This is a genomic window from Filomicrobium sp. (assembly GCF_025698805.1).
In the GTDB taxonomy this organism is placed as follows: domain Bacteria; phylum Pseudomonadota; class Alphaproteobacteria; order Rhizobiales; family Hyphomicrobiaceae; genus Filomicrobium; species Filomicrobium insigne.
Genome location: NZ_JAILWT010000005.1, coordinates 172894 through 194766, shown reverse-complemented (window position 1 = coordinate 194766; position 21873 = coordinate 172894). Strand labels below are relative to the sequence as shown.

20 protein-coding genes and 1 pseudogene are annotated in these 21873 nt (G+C 63.1%); 4 read left to right on the top strand and 17 right to left on the bottom strand.

Annotated features, from left to right (window positions below; translation table 11 throughout):
- Positions 1 to 34 precede the first annotated feature (34 nt).
- The 4 genes and pseudogenes from trxB to K5845_RS14415 form a co-directional block, all read right to left on the bottom strand.
- Positions 35 to 1000 (bottom strand): thioredoxin-disulfide reductase, encoded by a 966-nt coding sequence (gene trxB / locus K5845_RS14430; RefSeq protein WP_046476921.1) that lies wholly within the window; start codon positions 998 to 1000, stop codon positions 35 to 37.
- Between the two features lie 169 nt (positions 1001 to 1169).
- Positions 1170 to 1334, bottom strand: a pseudogene (locus K5845_RS14425) (JAB domain-containing protein); the annotation flags it as partial.
- 115 nt (positions 1335 to 1449) lie between these two features.
- Positions 1450 to 1671, bottom strand: coding sequence for a helix-turn-helix domain-containing protein (locus tag K5845_RS14420; protein ID WP_012112750.1), 222 nt, complete (start codon positions 1669 to 1671; stop codon positions 1450 to 1452).
- A gap of 373 nt (positions 1672 to 2044) precedes the next feature.
- A complete protein-coding gene (locus tag K5845_RS14415) occupies positions 2045 to 2989 on the bottom strand; it encodes a LysR substrate-binding domain-containing protein (RefSeq protein ID WP_287959329.1) in 945 nt (314 codons plus the stop codon).
- Positions 2990 to 3260: 271 nt separating this feature from the next.
- On the opposite strand from K5845_RS14415, the gene K5845_RS14410 reads away from it, so the two are divergent.
- From K5845_RS14410 to K5845_RS14395, 4 genes are all read left to right on the top strand, one after another.
- Positions 3261 to 3635 (top strand): cupin domain-containing protein, encoded by a 375-nt coding sequence (locus tag K5845_RS14410; protein ID WP_041575152.1) that lies wholly within the window; start codon positions 3261 to 3263, stop codon positions 3633 to 3635.
- Between the two features lie 72 nt (positions 3636 to 3707).
- A complete protein-coding gene (locus K5845_RS14405; protein WP_287959328.1) occupies positions 3708 to 4877 on the top strand; it encodes an efflux RND transporter periplasmic adaptor subunit in 1170 nt (389 codons plus the stop codon).
- Positions 4874 to 8038 (top strand): efflux RND transporter permease subunit, encoded by a 3165-nt coding sequence (locus K5845_RS14400; RefSeq protein WP_287959327.1) that lies wholly within the window; start codon positions 4874 to 4876, stop codon positions 8036 to 8038. The genes K5845_RS14405 and K5845_RS14400 overlap by 4 nt, the downstream gene beginning before the upstream one ends.
- A gap of 273 nt (positions 8039 to 8311) precedes the next feature.
- Entirely contained in the window at positions 8312 to 9256 is a 945-nt protein-coding gene (locus K5845_RS14395; protein ID WP_287959326.1) for a LysR family transcriptional regulator, read from the top strand.
- A gap of 378 nt (positions 9257 to 9634) precedes the next feature.
- Here the strand turns inward: K5845_RS14395 and K5845_RS14390 are convergent, their stop codons facing one another.
- The 13 genes from K5845_RS14390 to K5845_RS14330 form a co-directional block, all read right to left on the bottom strand.
- Entirely contained in the window at positions 9635 to 9865 is a 231-nt protein-coding gene (locus K5845_RS14390) for a DUF2274 domain-containing protein (RefSeq protein ID WP_012112757.1), read from the bottom strand.
- Between the two features lie 3 nt (positions 9866 to 9868).
- Positions 9869 to 11074, bottom strand: coding sequence for a TraB/TrbI/VirB10 family type IV secretion system protein (locus tag K5845_RS14385; protein ID WP_287959325.1), 1206 nt, complete (start codon positions 11072 to 11074; stop codon positions 9869 to 9871).
- Complete coding sequence (gene trbG / locus K5845_RS14380) at positions 11071 to 12096, bottom strand: P-type conjugative transfer protein TrbG (protein WP_287959324.1); 1026 nt, start codon at positions 12094 to 12096, stop codon at positions 11071 to 11073. Before trbG ends, K5845_RS14385 begins: the two co-directional genes overlap by 4 nt.
- Complete coding sequence (trbF, locus tag K5845_RS14375; protein WP_287959323.1) at positions 12093 to 12776, bottom strand: conjugal transfer protein TrbF; 684 nt, start codon at positions 12774 to 12776, stop codon at positions 12093 to 12095. The genes trbG and trbF overlap by 4 nt, the downstream gene beginning before the upstream one ends.
- Entirely contained in the window at positions 12776 to 14131 is a 1356-nt protein-coding gene (gene trbL / locus K5845_RS14370; RefSeq protein ID WP_287959322.1) for a P-type conjugative transfer protein TrbL, read from the bottom strand. The genes trbF and trbL overlap by 1 nt, the downstream gene beginning before the upstream one ends.
- A 3-nt stretch (positions 14132 to 14134) precedes the next feature.
- A complete protein-coding gene (trbK-alt, locus tag K5845_RS14365) occupies positions 14135 to 14425 on the bottom strand; it encodes a putative entry exclusion protein TrbK-alt (RefSeq protein ID WP_287959321.1) in 291 nt (96 codons plus the stop codon).
- 22 nt (positions 14426 to 14447) lie between these two features.
- Positions 14448 to 15209 (bottom strand): P-type conjugative transfer protein TrbJ, encoded by a 762-nt coding sequence (gene trbJ / locus K5845_RS14360; RefSeq protein WP_287959320.1) that lies wholly within the window; start codon positions 15207 to 15209, stop codon positions 14448 to 14450.
- Positions 15206 to 17644: a conjugal transfer protein TrbE gene (gene trbE, locus K5845_RS14355; protein WP_287959319.1), complete on the bottom strand. Its 2439-nt coding sequence runs from the start codon at positions 17642 to 17644 to the stop codon at positions 15206 to 15208. Before trbE ends, trbJ begins: the two co-directional genes overlap by 4 nt.
- Before the next feature lie 7 nt (positions 17645 to 17651).
- On the bottom strand, positions 17652 to 17933 hold the full coding sequence (locus tag K5845_RS14350; protein ID WP_287959318.1) for a VirB3 family type IV secretion system protein: 282 nt from the start codon (positions 17931 to 17933) through the stop codon (positions 17652 to 17654).
- Positions 17933 to 18265: a TrbC/VirB2 family type IV secretion system protein gene (locus tag K5845_RS14345; protein ID WP_012112766.1), complete on the bottom strand. Its 333-nt coding sequence runs from the start codon at positions 18263 to 18265 to the stop codon at positions 17933 to 17935. The genes K5845_RS14350 and K5845_RS14345 overlap by 1 nt, the downstream gene beginning before the upstream one ends.
- Entirely contained in the window at positions 18262 to 19245 is a 984-nt protein-coding gene (gene trbB / locus K5845_RS14340; RefSeq protein ID WP_012112767.1) for a P-type conjugative transfer ATPase TrbB, read from the bottom strand. The genes K5845_RS14345 and trbB overlap by 4 nt, the downstream gene beginning before the upstream one ends.
- Before the next feature lie 169 nt (positions 19246 to 19414).
- Positions 19415 to 19849 (bottom strand): ribbon-helix-helix domain-containing protein, encoded by a 435-nt coding sequence (locus K5845_RS14335; protein ID WP_287959317.1) that lies wholly within the window; start codon positions 19847 to 19849, stop codon positions 19415 to 19417.
- 8 nt (positions 19850 to 19857) lie between these two features.
- Positions 19858 to 21843, bottom strand: coding sequence for a conjugal transfer protein TraG (locus tag K5845_RS14330; protein WP_287959316.1), 1986 nt, complete (start codon positions 21841 to 21843; stop codon positions 19858 to 19860).
- Positions 21844 to 21873 lie beyond the last annotated feature (30 nt).

Here is a 21873-nt window from a genome sequence, read left to right as displayed (position 1 = left end):
GCAAAACGGGCTGCTGCTTCGTTTCGACCAACGCCTATTCCGCAGCCTCAGCAGCCACCTCGAGACCTGCGAGGTAGCGCTCAGCCTCAAGAGCGGCCATGCACCCCATCCCAGCAGCGGTCACGGCCTGCCGGAAGATATCATCCGTAACATCGCCAGCAGCGAAAACGCCGGGGATCGAGGTCGCCGTCGAATCTGGCTTCGTGATCAAATAACCTGAGCCCTTCATCTCGAGCTGTCCTTTGAACATCTCCGTCGCAGGCGCATGCCCGATGGCAACGAACACACCATCCGCAGGTCGCTCCACGATCGCACCCGTCTTAACGTTCTTGAGACGGACACCGGTCACCGATTTCGGCTCTTCCGTTCCGATTATCTCCTCCAGCGCGCTGTCCCATACGACCTCGACCTTTGGATTTTTGAACAATCGATCCTGCAAAATCTTTTCGGCGCGGAAGGAGTCGCGGCGATGCACTACCGTCACCCGCTTTGCGAAATTAGTCAGGAATATCGCCTCTTCGACAGCCGTGTTGCCACCACCAATCACGACCACCTCTTTGTCACGATAGAAAAAGCCATCGCAGGTGGCGCATGCCGAAACGCCGTAGCCTTTGAATTTCTCTTCGGAAGGAATACCGAGCCAGCGCGCCTGAGCACCAGTGGCAATAATCAACACGTCACATGTGTAGATATCTTCCGATTCACAGACGAGCCGGAACGGCCGCTTGCTGAGATCTACGGAATTCACATGATCCATCACAATTTCAGTTCCGACGTTCTCTGCCTGGGCCTGCAACTGCTCCATCAGCCATGGCCCCTGGATCGGCTCAGCAAAACCCGGATAGTTCTCGACATCCGTCGTAATGGTCAATTGTCCGCCGGGTTGAATGCCCTGGAGAACGAGCGGCTTCAGCATCGCGCGCGAGGCGTAAATGGCTGCGGTATAGCCGGCCGGCCCAGAACCCAAAATCAAGACCTTTACGTGCCGTGTTGCTGCCATTGGTGTTCCTTTCCATTGGACGAACCCGAAATTCCGAATTCGCCGGGCATATCTCGACCCCTCAAAAACGCTTCCTCATATAAGGCGAAACGTTCCGTCATGCGATAGCCAGTGATCTACGTCAGAGGCCCGGTTGTGGAGCAGTCAGTGCACGGCAGAACAAGCCAGACTAAATCAGCTTTAGCCCGCGCAGGCTCGTATGCCCCTCCCGCCCAACGATAATATGATCGTGAACACTAACCCCCAAGGGACGCGCCGCCTGTTGTATCAGCCGCGTCATGTCAATATCCGCGCGCGACGGCGTGGGGTCTCCCGACGGGTGATTGTGGACGATGCTATCGAAAATCCGCAAACGATTGAAATTGCTAAGAAAATTATGCATCTGGCGGAGGTCTAGAGGCTGTAATTGGGGGCGGTCTTGTGTGATGCATCGTGATGGTCACGCCTCGTCACGTGCCATCCGTGTTGAGTCGCTTTGACGCACGACATGTCACCATGTTCTTTTGATCCCAGGCCTCCAAATCGTCAATTGGATAGAGGACTGCCTTACCGATCTTGATGAAAGTCGGCCCAACCCTCATTGAACGCCAGTTTCGCAGAGTCCCCACCGAAATTTCGCCGCGATAGCGTTCCGAGACTTCTTCGGCAGTCAGATATTTCCTCTCATCCATTGATCTCTCCTGCATCTCGTCACTGGCGACTAATGCCGGGCCACATGCCGACGACGATTCGGCACAGATCGCGTTGAGCAGGTTTCGACATGCTGCCGAACGGGCGCTCATGCTGTCGCCCGCCTATGGATGGACGCCCTTTCAGAGAAGGGAAGAATTGAAAGGTCGTAGTAGTAGGTTCGGATATTGTCGGATAGAAATCGGATGCTTTGAAAATTCATTTCGATGGCGCGACATCTCACTCCCCCGCCAAGTAGAGATCAAAGTCCATCCTCACGACATTCTACTACGTCTCACCGGGCCACTGTCCTGGGATGTCCGAATCCGAGGCAGTCATTTCCAATGTTCGCGAATCTTAGCGAAGTTGAAGACCTCAAGCGCTTGGCCTTTCTCGTCGTTCTATTGATCCTTGCTTGACTAGCATGTTCTCAACTTGACGCGCCCGATCAGCTTCCTGGTGCAACCAACCGCGAAAAGCTAGAAGTGCCGGATCTTCCTTTCGAATAGCGCGGTATTCTAGAAGCCAACCCCCGACTGTGTGCGCGACGATCGGGAATGGCGCGACCAAGCGGCCCGCTGCCAGGGCATCGCTGACGTAAGGGATTTGAGCGATGGCGACTCCGACCCCGTCGAGTGCCGCCTGCATCGCCATGACATTGCTCTCGAATGACACCTCACCGGCGGGGTGCACGGGGGAGCGTAAGCCCGCCGCCGCGAACCAGTGTGGCCATTCGTTTGGCATGTGGGACACGACGATGAGAGTCGCGTTGCGCAAGTCGTCAGGCGAGCGCAGCGTCGATGCGAGCTTAGGCGTGCAGACCGGCACGACGGTGCTCGGGAATAGGCATTCTGCATTGTAGCCCGGTAACGCGTCGGTATCGCGTCGGATAGTGCAGGTCCAGTCATCGCGTACCGGGCGAGTTGCGCCACCCGTCGCCATGCGCACTTCGACGTCGGGATGGCTGCGATAGAAGTGTGCCAGTCGCGGGATCAGCCAAGTGACCGCCAGGGTTGGGCCGACTCCAACCGTTAGCACCGGGCCACCACGCATCGCCGTAACGCTTTCAGTGAGCCGGGCGATGGAATCGAAAGCATCGGTCAGACCGGACAGCAGTGCTTGCCCTTGCGCCGTTAGCTCAAGCGCGTTCGCATGTCGCCGGAACAGAGGAAAACCAAGACGATCCTCCAGCAGACGGACCAAGCGGCTTACCGCTGTTTGGGTGACGTTCAGCTCTCTTGCCGCGGCGGTGAAACTGCCGTGCCGGCCAGTTGCCTCAAAAGCGCGCAGTCCGTTCAGCGAGGGTAATCGCCGCATCATGTGAGACCCCAATCTTTTCTTGGGGACACGGTAAGTTAAACGCGTTTGCCTGACAATGATCTTCACCCCAATATACTTTGAGTAATCGGACTTCGTGCGGAGGACGCGCATGCACTATCCTGCTGGTTCAGGCTCGGTTTTTAATGGGCTATCGTCAGTGCAACGTCCGGGTCCAGCCGGACCCGGCATTTGGGCATCTCAGAGCGTCGGGAGGCAAGGCGTGCCTAAAGGCGCTCTCTTCAGCATCATTGTGGCAGCAGGAGTCCTATGCATGGCTTACACCCAGCCGGCCTTCGCCCAGGAAAAGCGAGGCGTGATCCCGCATACGCCGCTGCTGAAGACAGCCGTGCCCGATACGGTGAACCAGGAAGTCGCCGTCTACCACACCGAATATGAGCCGGGCGGCATCAATCCCCGGCACTTTCATCCGGCCGCTGTCACCTTCCACATCCTCTCCGGCACTGGCATCTGGCAGGAGGAAGGCAAGCCGCCGGTCACCTTGCATGCGGGCGATAGTTTGCTGGTCCCAGCCGGGACTACTCATGCGCACTGGAATCCCAGTTCAACCGAAAAACTCCGCTTCCTCGAATTCATTGTGTCGGAAAAGGACAAAGGCCGGTCCATTCCCAGGCCGTTAAAGGACTAGCTCGCCTCTGACGCCGGTCAACTCGAATAAACCGGGTTTCTTATCTGCAGGCGCATCAGACAAAAGGTGGATATGTCTGTCCGAAACCTGTGTCGCACAATTCTCGTCGGCGCCGGTGCAGCGATTGCCGTCGTCGGACTGCTCTATTGGCAATTTGCGCCGAGTCCTCCGCAAGAGCGCAGCGCGCGCTCGCAGGCGCCCGCGCCCGCGCCCGCACCTGTGAGCGTCGCGACGGTGACGAGACAGGACGTCCCGATTCATCTCTCAGGACTGGGAACGGTGCAGGCGTCATTGACCGTCGGTATCCGTTCCCAAGTCGACGGCAAACTGCAGGAGGTGCTATTTACCGAAGGACAACGCGTCCGGAAGGGCGACGTATTGGCGAAGATCGATCCGCGACTGTTCCAGGCGGCGCTCGATCAAGCCATAGCCAGGAAGAGGCAGAACGCCGCATTGCTGGCTGGTGCGGAAAAAGATCTGGCACGCTCGAAGGCGCTCGCGCAAAAGGATATCGGCACGCAACAGAATGTCGACCAGCAGCAGGCCAAGGTCGATCAGTTGAAAGCCTCCATCGAGGCTGACATGGCTGCGATAGCCACCGCGCAAACTCAGCTAAACTACGCCACGATCACCGCGCCAAGCGACGGCCGCATGGGCGTCCGACTAGTTGACCCCGGCAATCTGATACGCGTGTCGGAGTCCGGACCGATTGCCACTCTCGTGCAGATCCAACCTGCGGCGGTTCAATTCACGCTGCCGGCGCGCGTGCTGCCGGACCTACGGGAGGCTATGGCGCGCGGGCCTGTCGAGGTTACGGCCTTCGACCAAGACAACAGGCGCGCGCTCGACACGGGTACGATTCTGCTTATCGACAATGTCATCGATCAGGCCACCGACATGATTCGTCTCAAGGCCATGTTTGCCAATGCTGATGACCAACTGTGGCCGGGTCAATATGTTAATGCGCGTGTGCTGGTCGCGATCAAGCGCAACGCGCTGACAATCCCGTCCAGCGCAGTACAACGCGGACCGCAGGGTCTGTTCGCCTGGATCGTGACGAGTAAGAACAATGCGGAGCCGCGTCCACTTCAGGTCGGACTGACGACGAGTGATCTGACGGTGGTTGCATCAGGCCTGTCCGAAGGAGAGCGCGTCGTAATCGATGGGCATTACCGGCTGCGGCGCGGCGCTTTGGTGAGTATCGCAAAGCCGCAATCCGCCGATGCACGGAGTGGATCGTGAATCTCTCCGACCTATCGATCAGACGACCGGTCGCAATCACGCTGCTGATGGCGGCGCTAGCCCTTGTCGGAATGACATCATTCTTCCTCTTGCCCGTTGCGCCGCTTCCTCAGGTTGATTTTCCGACGATTCAGGTCACGGCCACACTCGCGGGCGCCAGCGCCGAAACCATGGCCTCGTCAGTTGCGACTCCGCTCGAACGCCAGATCGGGCAGATTGCCGGTGTCACGCAGATGACGTCCTTCAGCGCGCTCGGCGCGACGTCGATCACCATCCAGTTTGATTTGGATCGCAACATCGACGCGGCCGCGCAGGACGTTCAGGCGGCGATCTCCGCCGCCTCCAGAAACTTGCCGGAGTCGATGACATCGCCGCCGACCTATCGCAAGCTCAATCCGGCCGAGGCGCCCATCCTGATCCTCTCGGTAAGTTCAGAGACGCTGCCGCTGACCGCCGTCAGCGAATATGCAGACAACTTCCTCGCGCAGCAGATTTCACAGGTGCAGGGTGTCGCCCAGGTTTCGATCGGCGGCGAGCAGAAGCCCTCAATTCGGGTTCAACTGGATCCGGGAAAACTCGCGGCGCGCGGATTGACGTTTGAAGAGGTGCGAGGCGCCCTCGTCAACACCACCACCAATGCACCAAAGGGTAGCCTGACGACACCGAAGGCGAGCTTCGCATTTGTCGCGAACGATCAGATCACCGAGGCAGAGCAGTTTGAGGACGCGATCATTGCGTATCGCGATGGCGCGCCGGTTCGGGTGCGGGATGTGGGGCGCGCCGTTTCCGCGGCATCTGACAGGAATACAGCGGCCCATTACAACAACGTTCTGGGTATCTTGCTTTCGGTCAACAAGCAGCCCGGTGCGAACGTCATCGAAACGGTCGATCAGATCAAGGCGCAACTGCCCAAGCTGACCGCGAACCTGCCCCCTGCGATCACGGTCGAGACCGTGCTTGATCGTACCGTCACCATCCGGGCGTCCGTTCACGAGGTCGAGTTCACGCTTGTGCTTACGGTCGCCCTCGTGGTGCTGGTGGTTCTGCTGTTCCTGCGCAACGTGTGGGCGACCCTGATCGCGAGCATCACAGTGGTGCTCGCGCTGATCGGGTCGTTCGCCGCGATGTATCTCCTCGGATTCAGTCTCAACAACGTTTCATTGATGGCGCTCACCATCGCCATTGGTTTTGTCGTTGATGACGCGATTGTGGTTGTCGAGAACATCTATCGCCACATGGAAGAGGGACAGTCGCCGTTCGAGGCGGCGCTGGCCGGGTCCCGCGAGATCGCCTTCACCATTGTGTCAATCAGCGTGTCGCTGGTTGCGGTCTTCATCCCGCTCTTGCTCATGGGCGGCATTGTCGGGCGACTGTTTCGCGAGTTCGCCCTCACGGTCACAGCCTCGATTCTGGTATCGGTCATCGTCTCGCTCACGCTCGTGCCGATGCTTTGCTCGCGCTTCATTTGGCCGAATACCGGCCAGCATCGGCGCCTCTATTGTGCGATCGAGAGTGTGCTGGACGGAATCCTCTCCGGATATCGCTATACGCTCGACATTGTGCTCCGGCACCAGGCAACGACTTTGGCCGTGTTCTTTGCAACCATGGCGCTCACCGTCGTTTTGGCCATTCAGATTCCGAAAGGATTCTTTCCGACACAGGACACCGGACTGATCGGAGGCGTGGCGGAAACCGCGCAGGGGGCCTCGTCCGAAGAAATGCAGCGCCTGATGAAAGTGTTGGCCGAGGTCGTGCTGCGCGATCCCGACGTTGCGGGTGTCAGTGCAACGACCGCCAGCACGGGCGGCAACGGAAATGCGCAGACCGCCAACACTGCCCGCTTCACCATTGTCCTTAAGCCGCGCGAGGAACGCACCCAGACGGCCTCGCAGATCATCAACCGGCTGCGGCCGCAATTAGCCAAGGTCCAGGGCGCAAACCTGTCCATGCAGCCGATCCAAGACATCACAGTCGGCGGTCGAAGTTCGCGCGGAAGCTTTCAATATACGCTGCAAAGCGTCGACGTCGGTGAATTGACGACGTGGTCCCAGAGAATTTTGGATAAGATGCGGACGCTGCCGCAGATTGCGGATGTCGCAACGGATCTTCTCGCCAATGCGCCGCAAATCCAGGTGCAGATCAATCGCGATCAGGCGGCGCGTTTCGGGATTTCGCCGCAACTGATCAACGACACCCTCAACGATACCTTCGGTCAAAGGCAGATCACGCAGTACTTTACGCAGCTCAACACCTATCCGATCATTCTGGAACTGCTTCCAGAGCTCCAGACGGATTTCTCCTCGCTTCAGCGTATCTACCTGAAGTCGCCGCTGACCGGAGCCGCTGTGCCACTTTCCGCGCTGGTGACTTTCGATACTACCAGGGTGGGGCCACTGTCCGTGACGCATCAGGGGCAGTTTCCGTCCGTGACCTTGTCGTTCAACCTCGCGCCGGGCGTCGCTCTCGGCCAGGCTGTCGATGCTATCAGGCAGTCGGCACTTGATATCGGTATGCCCGGTGCGGTCACTGGCACGTTCCAGGGCAACGCGCAGGCATTCCAGGACTCGCTGTCAAGCACGCCGATACTGATCATCGCCGCGCTCGTGGTGGTCTACATCGTACTCGGGATTCTCTATGAAAGCTTCGTCCATCCGCTGACTATCCTCTCCACGCTGCCATCCGCGGGCATCGGCGCACTGCTCGCACTGCAATTCGGCCATATGGATCTGTCGGTGATCGGAATCATCGCCCTCATTCTGTTGATTGGTATCGTCAAGAAGAACGGCATCATGCTTGTTGACTTTGCCATCGTGGCCGAACGCGACCGACATTTGCCGCCGGTCGTCGCCATTCGCGAAGCATGCCTGTTGCGGTTTCGCCCGATTTTGATGACGACCGCGGCTGCGCTCCTTGCGGGCGTACCGTTGGCGCTCGGAACCGGTACTGGTTCGGAGCTACGGCAGCCCCTCGGCTACGCGATGGTCGGTGGGCTAGTGCTTAGTCAGCTGCTCACGCTGTACACGACACCGATTGTCTATCTCTATCTGGATCGTTTTCAGTCTTTCCTCAAAGGGAACGCAAGAGCAAGGCCTGAGATGGATAAGCCGATGTTCAAGAATTCGGAGGGAAACGTTTTCGTGCTGGTTGAAGACAAGAAGTGACGTTTCGAGCAATCATGGCAATCAAAGGCACTCGCGCGAATGAGCGGCGAATCGAGTGCGGCACGCTGCCAAGCCGCAGGAATGGCACAGGCGCCGCTTCGGCGCCGAATAGCTCTATATGCTCAACGTCGACGATGTCGATGCGGCGTTCAAGCGCGTGCTCGATGCTGGCGCGCAAGTCAAGCTGCCTGTCTCGCGTTGATGCCCGCTTGGGCTGCGGGAGTTCTGTTTACAGACCGAGCAGCGGGCGGCAGATAACATCGCGACCGTGACATGCGCGTCCGAGACCTCGGAACGTTACCGGTTGAGCTCAAGCATCTCCGCTATGCCGATGCGGCGTCGCAGCACGGCAGCTTCCGCAAGGCGGCCGACGTACTTGGGCTCAAGCAATCAAATCTCAGCCGCAGAATCCGAACTCTTGAGGAGTGCCTCGGCTACCGATTGTTCGAACGGACCAATGGGGGCGTACAGCCGACACCTATGGGGCGCGACTTTCTTCAAGGCGCACGGCGCGTTCTCGATGATGTCCAAGCGATTGTGGATGCCGCAGATGCAGTGGCGCGGGGCGCGGCCGGACAACTTCGGCCCGGGTTCTACACATCGCTCTCGGCCGGGAATCTGCGCAGCACGCTGCTCGACTATGCACGCCGTTTTCCGCAAGTGCGCATCAGCGTGGTTGAGGACGAGCGATGTCGTTTGTGCGCCGGCCTGCGAAACGGGAAAATCGACATTGCGATCGTCACTGGTGAGCCGACTGCCGAAGGTGGCACGTCGATGGCGCTGTGGAGCGAACGGATCCTGATCGCACTTCCGGAAGCCCATGAACTTGCGGCCAAAGAGGTCCTCAATTGGGGCGACTTGAAGCGCGAACGCTTCGTGCTGAGCACGCGCGACCCCGGCCCCGAGATCGAATCCATCCTGATCGCGAAGCTGGTTACACCGGGAGAGTCACTCAACATCGATCATCACGATGTCAACGCGGAGAGCCTGAAGAGCCTGGTCAGTGCGGGACACGGCATCACCGTGGTCTGCGAGTCCTGCATGGGGTCTGTCCCGCCTGGGATGGTGTTCCGCGAGACACGGGACGGCAATGGATCGACGCGTGTTGGCTTTTGTGCCTATTGGATGCCAGGCAACGAGAACCCGGCGCTGCGGAATTTCATTCAGTTGCTGGAAGAGCGCTGCCCACCGTTGGGTGTGCGGCTGAACGGCGTTTAGCGGATCGCGCAGGTGGTAGCGAAAGACACATGTATCGCTTCAATTGCGTGCTTGCGCATGAAATCCTGCGCTCGTTATAGGCGTTATGTCCCTGCGTGACTGGCGGCAGGGCAACGCAGGATTCTCTCGCCGCGGGCCTGGGCGTCCCTCAAGCATGAAAACGCCCAACATTAAAGAGCGACCCACAACCTGATCGATGGCCATGAGCTGCTCTATCATGGCAACCTGGGGCTGGACGAATATGGACCCCTCATGGCCGCACGGAGCTTTGAGGTTGTGTGGCGCATCAGCTCGATGATCCCTGCGACGCGGCGAGCATATTGCCGGCGCAAAGGCGGCGGATGCTCTCCAGCGCTGCTGTGCGCCGCTGCCATCGGCCTATGAACTACCGCTACTCACCGTGCGCTTCGCCTTGAGGAATCCCCGGTCGGTGGCCATGAAACGCGCGACCATCGGTGCGACTAGCTTAGCGGGCTCGATAGCTTGCCCGCTCTCGCGGCCGAGAATTTCCGCATAGGCGAGGAGATCGCGGTGAAGGGCGGCGGGCAGTTCCACCGAGATCTTCACCGGCTTGTCGTCTTCGATCGCTCCGAGCTTTAGCTTGGCCATTGGCTAGCCTCCGTAGGGTTCGAGCACCAAGTCCCGCGTGATGATCACGCGGACCGGGAAGCCGGGCCGGATGCTCAGCGTCGGCGCGACGTTGAGCTGCCGGCGGATGATCTGCTGGCCGGCATCGTTGATGGTGTCCTGGCCGCCGTTGCGTATCGCTTGGATCAAGCGGTCGTCGTCATTGGTCGCAAGCTCAGCGCCGACGCTCAGCAGCGTCGAGAGGCCGGCCGCCTTTGCGAGATCCCACCAATGGTAGTCGACGCCGTCTTGCAAGCCCGCGTAGCCTTCAACGTCTGCGCCGGGCTGACGCTCGAGCACAATGGAGCGTCCGTTCGGGAAGATCAGCCGGTTCCAGATCAGCAGCACGCGGCTCTGACCGAACTGAACGCTGTTGTTGTATTGCCCGACTACGCGTGTGCCTTGGGGCACTAGAAGAATGCGGCCTGTCGGGCTGTCGTAGATATTCTCCGTCACTTGCGCCGTGATCTGGCCCGGGAGATCCGAGTGGATGCCAGTAATGAGCGCTGCTGCGATCACCGCACCTGCCTGAAGGATGTAAGGCGACGCCGGTGCGGCGACGCGATCGGGTGCGACGGTGCGCCGATCGGCGGCCGCATTGAGGAATGCGAGCTGGCGATCCTGGGCCGATGGGGTGGCGGGTGGTGGCGCGAGGCCGAGGCCAGTGAGATTAGGCGCCGGCGGCGGCGCGATCGTCGCGGCGCCGGGGCCTGTCGAGGCCATGGGCCGGTTCTCGGAGCCGCTGAACAGCCTGCTGACCCGGGCGGTCTCTATTTCTTGCAGCCGGCGCTGCTCCTCCGCGCTGAGGCCGGGGTTGGGCTGGTTCGGCAATGGCTGGCCACGACTTTGCGCGCCCAGGATGGGTCGCCCGAGGTCGCCCGGGAGCGGCGGACCGAGCTGGGGAATTCCGCTGTAATCGCGTGGCAATCCGGCCAGGCCATCGGCGGTCGACCGATTGTCGGTCGAGTAAAGTTCGTCCGCCGGTCTTCCCGCGTCGCGGGTTTGGAGCGCATAGATCAAGGCGCCGCCGATGCCGACGCTCGCCACGAGTCCGATGCCAGCGAGCACCTTACGCGAGAGCTGCGTGACACGCGGCGCCTCACCTCGGAGCCGCATCGGGTCGGCCGCGTTGCCGGCCGACCCGGCCAGCGGCGCATCGTCTTCCTCTTTCCGGGGCTCAGGATCGCTCACGACGTCGGCCTCCCGTCAGTGCGAACGATGCGGACGCGCTTCTGGCGGTCGCCGGCGCCGAAACGCAGCTCGGCGGCTGCGAACAGCCGGTCGACGATCATGTAGTTGGCGCGGACGCGGTAGTTCACGAGTTCGGAGGTGTTGCCCTCCGGACCGACGACGAACAGCGGCGGCATTTCGCCCTGACCGATTCCGCGGGGAAACTCGATGAAGACCTGGCGACCATCATCGTAGGCGCGCAGCGGTCGCCACGGCGCACGGTCGCCCTCGATGGCGTAGCGGAAATTGATGTTGGCGAGGTCAACGCCGGTGGCGACGGGACTGCTGGCCTCGGCCTGCGCGTTCTGGCGCCGCAGCGCGATAAGCTGATCCTGCGGATACTGCCAGGACACCGACGCCATATAGGTGCGCTCGGTCGAGCGCAGCTCCATGTGGTAGGTGCGCAGATTGGTGTTGATGATGAGATTCGTCATCAAGTCGGCGCGGGTCGGTTTCACCAGGATATGGACTTTCTGGGTGGCGCCCGAGCCGCTCAACGTGTCGCCGATGATCCAGCGAACCGTGTCGCCGGCGGCGACCGGACCGGAGCCGACCAGTTGCTCGCCCGGCTGAAGCGCGATGTCGGTGATCTGGCCGACGGCGGTGTAGACCTGATAGAGCGCGCCGCCCGTATAGGGATAGACCTGCATGGCGTTGATGAAGCCGTCGCGGACCGGCTGCACACGCGCGGCGGCGTTCGCCTGGTTGACGCGCGCTGTCGGATCGGTGGGTTCGGGTGTGCCGCGGGACGGCTCGACGGGCTTCATCTGACCGGGGAGCGGAAGAGGTCTCGGCAGTTCGACCACGCGCACGGGAGCCGGGGGATTTGCGCTCAGCGCCGCCGGCACGGCGTCATCATAGGAGATATCTGGCGGCCTGTTCGCCGTGGCGCAGCCGGCGAGCGCCGACGTGCACAGCAGGAGAAGCGTAAATGCGGAAATGCGAAAAGCCGGGTTTCCAGCTTTACGGTAAGGCGGCTTCATTGCCCAAGCTCCCGTGACCAGTTGATGGCGTTGACGTAGATGCCGAGCGGGTTGGCGCGCAGCCGATCGGCGTTGCGCGGAACCTGCACGACGATGGTGAGGATGGCGGTCCAGCGGGTCGTCTCGGCGAGCTGGCCGTTCTCGTAGCGACGCTCTACCCAGGCGACGCGGAAGCTATCTGGCGAAGCGCGGATGACGCTGGAGACATCGACTGCGATTTGCTGTCGACCGACTTTGGTGAAGGGATCATTCGACCGCGCGTAGTCATTGAGCGCCATCGCACCGCGGTCGGTCGTGAAGTCGTAAGCGCGCAGCCAATTTTGCCGAACAATGATGGCGTCGGACGGAATCGAACGAACCTGCTCGATGAAGCGCGCGAGATGAAACGCGATCTGCGGATCGGTCGGACGATAGTCCGCAACGGCGGGCGCGACCGCCTGTGCCTGGCCCAACCTGTCCACCTGGACGACCCAAGGGACGATCGTCCCGCGCGCCGATTGCCAAACCAACGCCGCCGCGAAACTGGCGGACAGAAGCAGCGAACCGAACGCCATGAAGCGCCAATTCTTCGCCTGGACGCGTGCGGCGCCGATGCGCTCATCCCAGACCTGAGCGGCGCGCTGGTACGGCGTCTCGGGTTCGGGCGCTTTGCCGTAGTGGGTCGAGGGTCTTTTGAACATCAGCGGTCGCCTCCGGACAGATTGATGGAAGAGCCGCCGCCGTGGCTGTCGCCGCTGCGCACGGCGTGGGCGGCCGCGGTCACACCGTGGCTCAGGGCTTGAGAGCGCTTCATGCGGCGGGCCCAGGCCGGCGGCCCGTCAGCAGCAGCCGAGGACGGCGCAGCCTCGGACGCGCTCGCGCCGATCGAGGCCATGGTCGATGTGCCGCCCGTCGCGGCGAACGCGGACTTGGCGCCATCGGAGAAGCTCGACTTCATGCCGTCTGCTGCGCGGGAGGCGGCGCGGCGCAGCGGTGAGCTGGCGGCCGCGCCGGCGGCGCGAGCAACGCCACCGAGTCCGGTCCCGACGGCGGACACGCCCGACTGGCCGGCAGCGCCGAGGCTGTAGGCCGTCGAGGCGCCACCGGCCAGGGCCGCTCCCCCTCGAGCGGCAGCAGCAGTTCCGGAAAGAGCAGCGGCGCCGCCGCGCAGCGCCATTCCGCCAGCCGCACCGGCCGCAACCAGAGCGCCGCCCGCCGCGAGGCCGGTTCCGACCGCCGCGCCGGCGCCGAGCTGCGGACCACCTGAGACGAGGCCGTTGGCGATGCTGGGGCCGAAGATTCCAAGGCCCAGCAGCGCGAGCGCGGCGAGCACGATCGCCATCGCCTGGTCGATCGTCGGTGTCTGGTTCGCGAAGCCGGCCGTAAACTGGGAGAACAGGGTGGAGCCGATGCCGATGATGACGGCGAGCACCAGCACCTTGATGCCGCTTGAGATGACGTTTCCGAGGACGCGTTCGGCCATGAACGCAGACTTGCCGAACAGGCCGAAGGGGATCAGCACGAAGCCCGCCAGCGTCGTCAGCTTGAACTCGATCAGGGTGACGAAGAGCTGGACGGCGAGAATGAAGAAGGCGAGCAGCACGAGGGCCCAGGCGAACAGCAAGCAGGCGATCTGGATGAAGTTCTCGAAGAAGGCGATCCAGCCCATCAGGTTGGAGATGGAATCGAGCAGCGGCCGGCCGGCATCGAGGCCGGTCTGCGCAACGCGGCCTGGGCGCATGAGATCTTCGACGGTGAAACCCGTACCTGACGCCTTCAGGCCGAGCCCCGCGAAGCTCTCGAAGACGATGCGCGCGAGGTTGTTCCAGTTGCCGATGATGTAGGCGAAGACGCCGACGAACAGGGTCTTCTTGACCAGGCGCGCCATGATGTCGTCGTCGGCGCCCCAGCTCCAAAACAAAGCGGCCAATGTCACGTCGATGACGATCAGCGTGGTAGCGATAAACGCCACCTCGCCGCCGAGCAGGCCGAAGCCGCCGTCGATATAGCGGGTGAAGACCTCGAGGAATTGGTCGATGACGCCGGTGCCGCCCATGGTTCACCGCCCGTCCTGCGGCTGGGGCGATGCTGGCGCGGGGGTAACGCCAAGGAAGCGGTCGCGGGTTTCGGCCCAGGTGCGCAGGCATTCGGTATCCCGCGCGGCGGCCTCGCCAAGCAGTTGGCAGCGCCGTTGCGCCTGTCGCAGTGGATCGGCCGGGGTGACCTCAACTGGCCGCAGCACCTGGCCGGCCGGCTCTTCCTCTTTCCGGGTCATCTCGATCGCCGTCGCGGTGATGGCGACGGCGACGAAGACGATGGCGCCGAGGCGGGCCAAGAGCTTGCCGTCCATGACCTGATCCTCGCGAGGGGCCTTAGTTGCCATTCGGGAACATGCGGGCGTTGCCGGGCTGATAGCCGCTGCCGGCGGACAGGAAGCGGCGACGCTGCTCGCGACCCTGTTCGGCAGCCGCAGCGCGCTCCGCTTCAGACAACGCTTGTGCCCGTCCGTTCGCGGCGACGACGGCCGTAAGATCGGCGAGCTGCTGGGCTTGGAGGGCGAGGAGCTGATTGCCGGCCTGCGACGCCTGCAAGGCGCCGGTTGCGCCCTGGCTTTGGCCGATGAGCGCCGACATCTCGGCGCGGTTGGTCTCGATGTTGCCGACGACGCCGGCCTGCACTCGCATGGCGTCCTGCAGGCCGCCGACGGTGTTCTGCCAGCGCTCGCGCGCTTGCGCGACGAGCTGCTGATCCGATGCCGAGAGCGACGCGTTGCCGTAGGTGGACGTGAACGCCTGGTCGATCTGCTGGACGTCGTAAGCGATGCGCTGCGCCTGGCCGAGGAGTTGTTGCGTCCGCTGCACGGACTGCTGCAGGCGCTGAAGCGAGGAGTAAGGCAGGCTCGCGAGATTGCGCGCCTGGTTGATCAGCATCGTCGCTTCGTTTTGAAGCGACGTGATCTGGTTGTTGATCTGCTCCAGTGCGCGAGTCGCGGAGAGAACATTCTGCACGTAGTTCGTCGGGTCGTAGACGATCCATTGCGCGGATGCGGGCTGGACCATCACGGGCGACATCGCCACCGGGACAGAAAGGATCGACGCGGCAAGAAGCGCCGCGCATGAGCGACGGAAGATCATGGCTGGGTCTCCAGGTTATTGAGGTTGGGGATAAGGTCAGCGGCCCAGGCGACGCCGCGCAGACGCAGCCAGGCCGGCAGGAAACCTTCGCGGCCGTGCTCCGCGATGACGCGCTCGATGGCAGCCTGATCGATTTTTGAGGAGGCGGCGCAGAGCGCCAACGCCACGTCAGACAGACCGAGTTCGAAGAGCCGGTTGCCCCGCCGGGATTGGCAGTAGTAGTCGCGCTTCGGCATCGCGCGGGCGAGGATCTCGATCTGGCGGTCATTGAGCCCGAAGCGGCGGTAAATCGTAGTGATCTGCGGCTCGATCGCGCGCTCGTTCGGCAATAGCAGCCGGGTCTGGCAGCTCTCGACGATGGCCGGCGCGATTGCCGAGCTGTCGATGTCGGAGAGCGATTGGGTGGCGAAGACGACGGACGCGTTCTTCTTGCGAAGGGTCTTCAGCCACTCACGGAGCTGGCCGGCGAAGTCCTCGTCATCGAGCGCCAGCCAGCCTTCGTCGATAATGAGCAGCGTGGGGCTGCCGTCGAGGCGGTCCTCGATGCGGTGGAAGAGATAGGCGAGCACGGCCGGTGCGACGGCCGTGCCGATCAGGCCTTCCGTCTCGAACGCTTGCACAACGGCTTCGCCAAGATGCTCGCTCTCGGCGTCGAGCAGCCGGCCGTAGGCGCCGCCGACACAATAGGGCCGGAGCGCCTGTTTGAGATCGTTTGACTGAAGGAGGACAGCGAGTCCGGTGAGGGTGCGCTCGCCAACGGGCGCGCTCGCCAGCGAGGTCAGCGCCGTCCAGATGTATTCCTTCACCACCGGCGCGATCGTCACGCCCTCGCGCTGCAGGATCGCGACGATCCAATCGGCCGCCCATGCGCGTTCCGGCACATGGTGGATGCCGGCGAGCGGTTGCAGCGAGACGCTGTCAGCCGCGCCTTCTGTCAGACCGCCTCCGAGATCGTGCCAGTCACCGCCCATGGACAGCGCGGCCGCACGGATCGAGCCGCCGAAGTCGAAGGCGAACACCTGTGAGCGGGGATAGCGCCGAAACTGGAACGCCATCAGCGCCAGCAGCACGGACTTCCCCGCGCCGGTCGGCCCGACCACCAGCGTATGGCCGACATCGCCGACGTGAAGGGAAAACCGGAACGGGGTCGATCCTTCGGTCCTGCCATAAAGCAAGGGGGGTTGCCCGAAATGCTCGTCCCGTTCCGGCCCCGCCCACACCGCCGACAGCGGAATCATATGGGCGAGATTGAGCGTCGAGATCGGCGGCTGCCGGACGTTGGCGTAGACATGGCCCGGCAGCGAGCCAAGCCAGGCGTCGACGGCGTTGATCGTCTCGGCCATCGCGGTGAAGTCACGGCCCTGAACGATCTTCTCCACCAGGCGCAGCTTCTCGGCTGCGATGCGTGGATCGGCGTCCCAGACCGCGACCGTCGCGGTGACATAGGCCTGACCGGCATAGTCGGCGCCGAGCTCCTGCAGCGCGAGGTCGGCATCGGCGGCCTTGTTCGCCGCGTCGGTGTCGACGAGTACCGAAGCCTCGTTGGTCATCACCTCCTTGAGGATCGCCATGATGCTCTTGCGCTTGGCGAACCACTGCCGCCGGATCCTGGTCAGCAACTTGGTGGCGTCGGTCTTGTCGAGAAGGACGGCGCGCGTCGACCAGCGATACGGAAAGGCCAGCCGGTTGAGGTCGTCGAGCAGCCCGGGCGTGGTCGCGGTCGGAAAACCAACAATCGTGAGGATGCGGAGATGCGTGTCGCCCAGGCGCGGTTCCAATCCGCCGATGAGCGGCTGATCGGCCAGCAGCGCGTCGAGATACATCGGCGTCTCGGGCACGCGCACGCGGTGGCGTTTGGTCGAGACGGTCGAATGCAGATAGGTCAGCGTCTCGCCGTCATCGAGCCATGCGCATTCCGGCATGAAGTTCTCGACGAGCTGAAGGACGCGGTCGGTGCGATCAGCAAAGCCGCGTAACGCCTCATGTGGGTCAAGACCGTTGTCGGCCTTGCCTTCATAGAGCCAGCTTTCGGCGCGGGCGGCGTCCTCGGCCGGCGGCAGATAGACGAAGGTCAGGAAGTAGCTGGACTCGAAGTGCGAGGCGTCTTCCTCGAAATCGGCCTTGCGTTCGGCGTCGACTAGCGCCGACGCAGCTTCGGGAAAGCGGCTGGCAGGATAGGCGCCGGCGCCATGGCGCTGCGCCTCGACGAAAATCGCCCATCCCGAGCCGAGCCGGCGGAAGGCGTTGTTGAGCCGGCCGGCTACGGCGACGAGTTCGGCCGGCACCGCGGAGTCAAGGTCGGGACCACGAAATCGGGCGGTGCGCTGGAAGCTGCCGTCCTTGTTGAGGACGATGCCCTCGCCCGCGAGTGCAGCCCAGGGCAGGAAGTCCGCGAGGCGGGTTGAGGTCCGGCGATATTCGGCAAGGTTCATCATTGGGGCCTCACGCGCTCAGATGGCCGGGAATGCGCAGGTGACGGCGCACCACGTCGACGAATTGCGGATCGCGTTTGGCCGCCCACACGGCGGCGAAATGCCCGATCGCCCAGAGCCCGAGACCGACCAGCCAGAGGCGCAGGCCAAGGCCGAGTGCCGCCGCTAGCGTGCCGTTCAGGATCGCGATAGAGCGCGGCGCGCCGCCGAGCAGGATGTGCTCGGTGAGCGCCCGGTGGACCGGAACGGCATAACCCGGCACTTCGCCGGCGCTTTCGATCAGGCTCGCCATCAGACGAGCGCTCCGCCGCCGAAGGAGAAGAAGGAGAGGAAGAACGAACTGGCCGCGAAGGCGATCGAGAGGCCGAACACGATCTGGATCAGTCTGCGAAAACCACCGCTCGTATCGCCGAAGGCGAGCGTCAGGCCGGTGATAATGATGATGATCACCGCCACGATCTTGGCGACCGGTCCCTCGATGGATTCGAGGATCGACTGCAGCGGCGCTTCCCACGGCATCGAGGAGCCGGAAGCGTAGGCGGCCGGCGCCAGCATCATGCTGAGGACAGTGACGGACACGGCCGTCGCGATATGATGGCGAACGCGCAGGGCATGGCGGATCATGCAGGATCTCCTTGGGCGGACTGGGTTGTGGGGATGACGCGGTAGTCGCCGTCGGGTTGAAGGCCCTCGACGCGGGCGAGTTCGGCGAGGCGACGGGTCGAGCCGCGGCCGCTGAGCACGGCGACCAGATCGATGGTCTCCGCGATCAACGCGCGCGGGACGGTGATGACGGCTTCCTGAATGAGCTGCTCGAGGCGGCGCAGCGCGCCGAGCGCGGTGCCGGCGTGGATCGTGCCAATGCCGCCCGGGTGGCCCGTCCCCCAGGCCTTGAGCAAATCCAGCGCCTCGGCGCCGCGCACCTCGCCGATCGGAATGCGATCGGGGCGCAAGCGCAGCGAGGAGCGGACGAGATCGGAGAGCGATGCGACGCCATCCTTCGTCCGCATGGCGACAAGGTTGGGCGCGGCGCATTGTAGCTCGCGCGTGTCCTCGATCAGCACGACGCGGTCGAAGGTCTTCGACACTTCGGCGAGCAAGGCGTTGGTGAGCGTGGTCTTGCCGGTCGAGGTGCCGCCGGCAACGAGGATGTTGCGGCGGTCCGCGACGGCGCGGCGGAGGATCTCAGCCTGTTCGGCCGACATGATCTCGGCGGCGACGTAGTCAGCGAGCGTGAAGACGGCGATGGCAGGTTTGCGGATCGCGAACGCCGGAGCGGCGACGACTGGCGGCAGAAGGCCTTCGAACCGCTCCCCCGTCTCGGGCAGCTCGGCCGAAACCCGCGGTGAACCCGAATGAACCTCGGCTCCGACATGATGCGCGACGAGGCGAACGATGCGTTCGCCGTCCGCGGGCGACAGACGCTCTCCTGTGTCGGACAGTCCCTCGGACAGCCGGTCGATCCAGAGGCGCCCGTCGGGATTGAGCATCACCTCGACGATCGACGGGTCTTCCAGAAATCCGGCGATGGCGGGGCCGAGGGCCGTGCGCAACATGCGTGCGCCTCGAAGGATCGCCTCTGATTGCTGGTGAGAAACCGCCATGTCGTCCCCGTTCTGCGCGGGACCGCAAACACGCGGCCCTGGATCGGGGATGAGTAGAAGAGGCAGAAATCAGATCATGACAACAAGGAGGATGGGGTCGTAGGGCTCTGGCGTACAAAGACAGGGCGACGGCGGAACTGACAAACTCTTGCGATGTCCGGCGCGACCATTATTCCGCGCCCGCGTTCCCCGCGACGTCTTCGGAAATCTCCTCACGCACCTTCGGGCCCTTCGCGAGTCGCCGTCCCAGTGCTGCGACAAACGCGTCGTAGCGCTCGCCCGCCTGCACGCGTGCGGCCGCCTGCGCTGGCTCAGGCAATGGCGGATTGGTGGTGAGCCAGAAGCGAACGAACACCGCCAGCATTTCCACCGAAATGCCGAGGTCGCGTTCCATGCGCGTCATGCGCCGGTCGAGTTGGTCCAATCGCTTGGTGGTCGCAGCTTCCTGGCACTCGGCCGCATCCGGCGACAGGAACGACGCGATGGCCGCTTCAGCGACCAGAGATCTCGATTGGTCGCGCCGCGCAGCATAGGCGGCCAGCGCCTTCGTGACGTCCGGATCAAGATAGACCGAGAGCCGCTGCTTCTTCCGAATTTTCGTCATCGGTGTACTCAGAGATCCATGCCGTCATTGGGGTCGAGCGAGACCTGCCGCGCGACCCCCTGCATGACCTGGTTTAGCCGGCCCGCACGGGCGGTGTCGTCATCGGCATCGTCGGCGCCATCGAGGTCGAACTCGTTGTCGATCGGAGCCTTCTTCTCGACACTCCTCGCCGTCGTCAGCTCGGGTTGCCGACGGCGCTCCGAGCCGGTCGGGTCGTCGTCACCCGTGCCGTCCTGCCGGGCGGCTGGATCGAGCGGTGGCCGCGACGGCAATGGAAGAACGCTCCAGTCGTCCGGCTTTCCCGCGGCTGGCTTCGCAAGCGCCGGCGGCGGCTGCACGCGCTCCTGAAAGCGGCGGTCCTCGAAGTAACGCGCTTTCTTCGCGCGGATGGGCGGTGTGCCGGCGACCATGACGATCTCGTTAGCGGGCGCGAGCTGCATCACCTCGCCGGCCGTCAGCAACGGGCGCGCCGTCTCCGATCGCGACACCATGAGATGCCCGAGCCAGGGGCTGAGCCGATGCCCAGCATAGTTGCGCATCGCGCGCATCTCGGTCGCCGTCCCCAAGGCATCTGACACGCGCTTGGCCGTCCGCTCGTCGTTGGTGGCGAAGCTGACGCGGACATGGCAGTTGTCGAGGATCGAATTGTTCGGCCCATAGGCTTTCTCAATCTGATTGAGTGACTGGGCGATCAGGAAGCTCTTAAGTCCGTAGCCCGCCATGAACGCCAAGGCGCTCTCGAAGAAGTCGAGCCGCCCCAGCGCGGGAAACTCGTCGAGCATGAGCAGGAGCCGATGCCGCCGCCCCTTAGCATTGAGATCCTCCGTCAACCGGCGTCCGATCTGATTGAGGATCAGACGGATCAACGGCTTGGTGCGGGCGATGTCAGAGGGTGGCACCACGAGATAGAGCGTCGATGGCTGTGGCCCGCCGACAATGTCGGTGATCCGCCAATCGCAGTGGCGGGTTACCTCGGCGACGACCGGATCGCGATAGAGTCCGAGAAACGACATGGCGGTCGACAAGACACCTGAGCGCTCGTTGTCGGATTTGTTCAGCAGCTCGCGCGCGGCAGAGGCGATGACGGGATGCGGGCCCGCCTCGCCGAGATGCGCGGTCTTCATCATGGCGGCGAGTGTGGACTCGATCGGCCGCTTCGGATCGGATAAGAAGGCGGCGACGCCCGCGAGCGTCTTGTCCGCCTCCGCGTAGAGGACATGAAGGATTGCGCCAACGAGAAGCGAATGGCTCGTTTTCTCCCAGTGGTTCCGCTTCTCCAGCGAGCCTTCCGGGTCGACCAGGATGTCAGCAATATTCTGGACGTCGCGGACCTCCCATTCGCCGCGGCGGACCTCGAGTAGCGGGTTGTAGGCCGACGACTTCGCGTTGGTGGGATCGAACAGCAGCACGCGTCCATGTCGGGCGCGGAAGCCGGCGGTGAGCTGCCAGTTCTCGCCCTTGATGTCGTGAACGATGGCGGAGCCGGGCCAGGTCAGCAGCGATGGCACCACCAGGCCGACGCCCTTGCCAGAGCGGGTCGGCGCGAAACACAGCACATGCTCTGGCCCGTCATGGCGAAGATAGGCGCGGTCGAACTTGCCGAGCACGACGCCACCGGGGCCAAGCAGACCGGCGGCCCGCACCTCATCGGCTCGCGCCCACCGCGCTGAGCCGTAGGTCTCGACATTCTTGGCCTCGCGCGCTCGCCAGACCGACATGCCGATGGCGACCGCGATGGCGATAAAGCCGCCCGATGCCGCGATATAGGCGCCCTCGACGAAAACGTGCGGTGCATAGGCATCGTAGAAGTACCACCACCAGAAGAAGGCCGGCGGATAATAGATCGGCCAGCCGAAGAGTTCGAACCAAGGCCGGCCGAGCTGCGGCTGGAAGCCGAGCTGCCATGCCGTCCACTGCGTCGCGGCCCAGGTGGTCGCGAGCACAATCAGGGAGACGACAAGGATTTGGCCCCAGAGGATTTTGGTGGCCGACATAGCGGAGTCCTTTCTTGATGAGGCCGCAGT

Bases quoted from the DNA above. Each gene is read 5' to 3' on its own strand.
- K5845_RS14410 (WP_041575152.1), top strand. From the start codon at position 3,261: ATGGCTTACACCCAGCCGGCCTTCGCCCAGGAAAAGCGAGGCGTGATC.
- K5845_RS14390 (WP_012112757.1), bottom strand. From the start codon at position 9,865: ATGGCCAAGCTAAAGCTCGGAGCGATCGAAGACGACAAGCCGGTGAAG.
- K5845_RS14415 (WP_287959329.1), bottom strand. From the start codon at position 2,989: ATGATGCGGCGATTACCCTCGCTGAACGGACTGCGCGCTTTTGAGGCA.
- trbG (WP_287959324.1), bottom strand. From the start codon at position 12,096: ATGAAGCCGCCTTACCGTAAAGCTGGAAACCCGGCTTTTCGCATTTCC.
- K5845_RS14335 (WP_287959317.1), bottom strand. From the start codon at position 19,849: ATGACGAAAATTCGGAAGAAGCAGCGGCTCTCGGTCTATCTTGATCCG.
- K5845_RS14330 (WP_287959316.1), bottom strand. From the start codon at position 21,843: ATGTCGGCCACCAAAATCCTCTGGGGCCAAATCCTTGTCGTCTCCCTG.
- K5845_RS14395 (WP_287959326.1), top strand. From the start codon at position 8,312: ATGCGCGTCCGAGACCTCGGAACGTTACCGGTTGAGCTCAAGCATCTC.
- K5845_RS14405 (WP_287959328.1), top strand. From the start codon at position 3,708: ATGTCTGTCCGAAACCTGTGTCGCACAATTCTCGTCGGCGCCGGTGCA.
- K5845_RS14350 (WP_287959318.1), bottom strand. From the start codon at position 17,933: ATGGCGAGCCTGATCGAAAGCGCCGGCGAAGTGCCGGGTTATGCCGTT.
- trbF (WP_287959323.1), bottom strand. From the start codon at position 12,776: ATGTTCAAAAGACCCTCGACCCACTACGGCAAAGCGCCCGAACCCGAG.
- trbK-alt (WP_287959321.1), bottom strand. From the start codon at position 14,425: ATGGACGGCAAGCTCTTGGCCCGCCTCGGCGCCATCGTCTTCGTCGCC.
- trbL (WP_287959322.1), bottom strand. From the start codon at position 14,131: ATGGGCGGCACCGGCGTCATCGACCAATTCCTCGAGGTCTTCACCCGC.
- K5845_RS14420 (WP_012112750.1), bottom strand. From the start codon at position 1,671: ATGGATGAGAGGAAATATCTGACTGCCGAAGAAGTCTCGGAACGCTAT.
- K5845_RS14345 (WP_012112766.1), bottom strand. From the start codon at position 18,265: ATGATCCGCCATGCCCTGCGCGTTCGCCATCATATCGCGACGGCCGTG.
- trbB (WP_012112767.1), bottom strand. From the start codon at position 19,245: ATGGCGGTTTCTCACCAGCAATCAGAGGCGATCCTTCGAGGCGCACGC.
- trbJ (WP_287959320.1), bottom strand. From the start codon at position 15,209: ATGATCTTCCGTCGCTCATGCGCGGCGCTTCTTGCCGCGTCGATCCTT.
- trxB (WP_046476921.1), bottom strand. From the start codon at position 1,000: ATGGCAGCAACACGGCACGTAAAGGTCTTGATTTTGGGTTCTGGGCCG.
- trbE (WP_287959319.1), bottom strand. From the start codon at position 17,644: ATGATGAACCTTGCCGAATATCGCCGGACCTCAACCCGCCTCGCGGAC.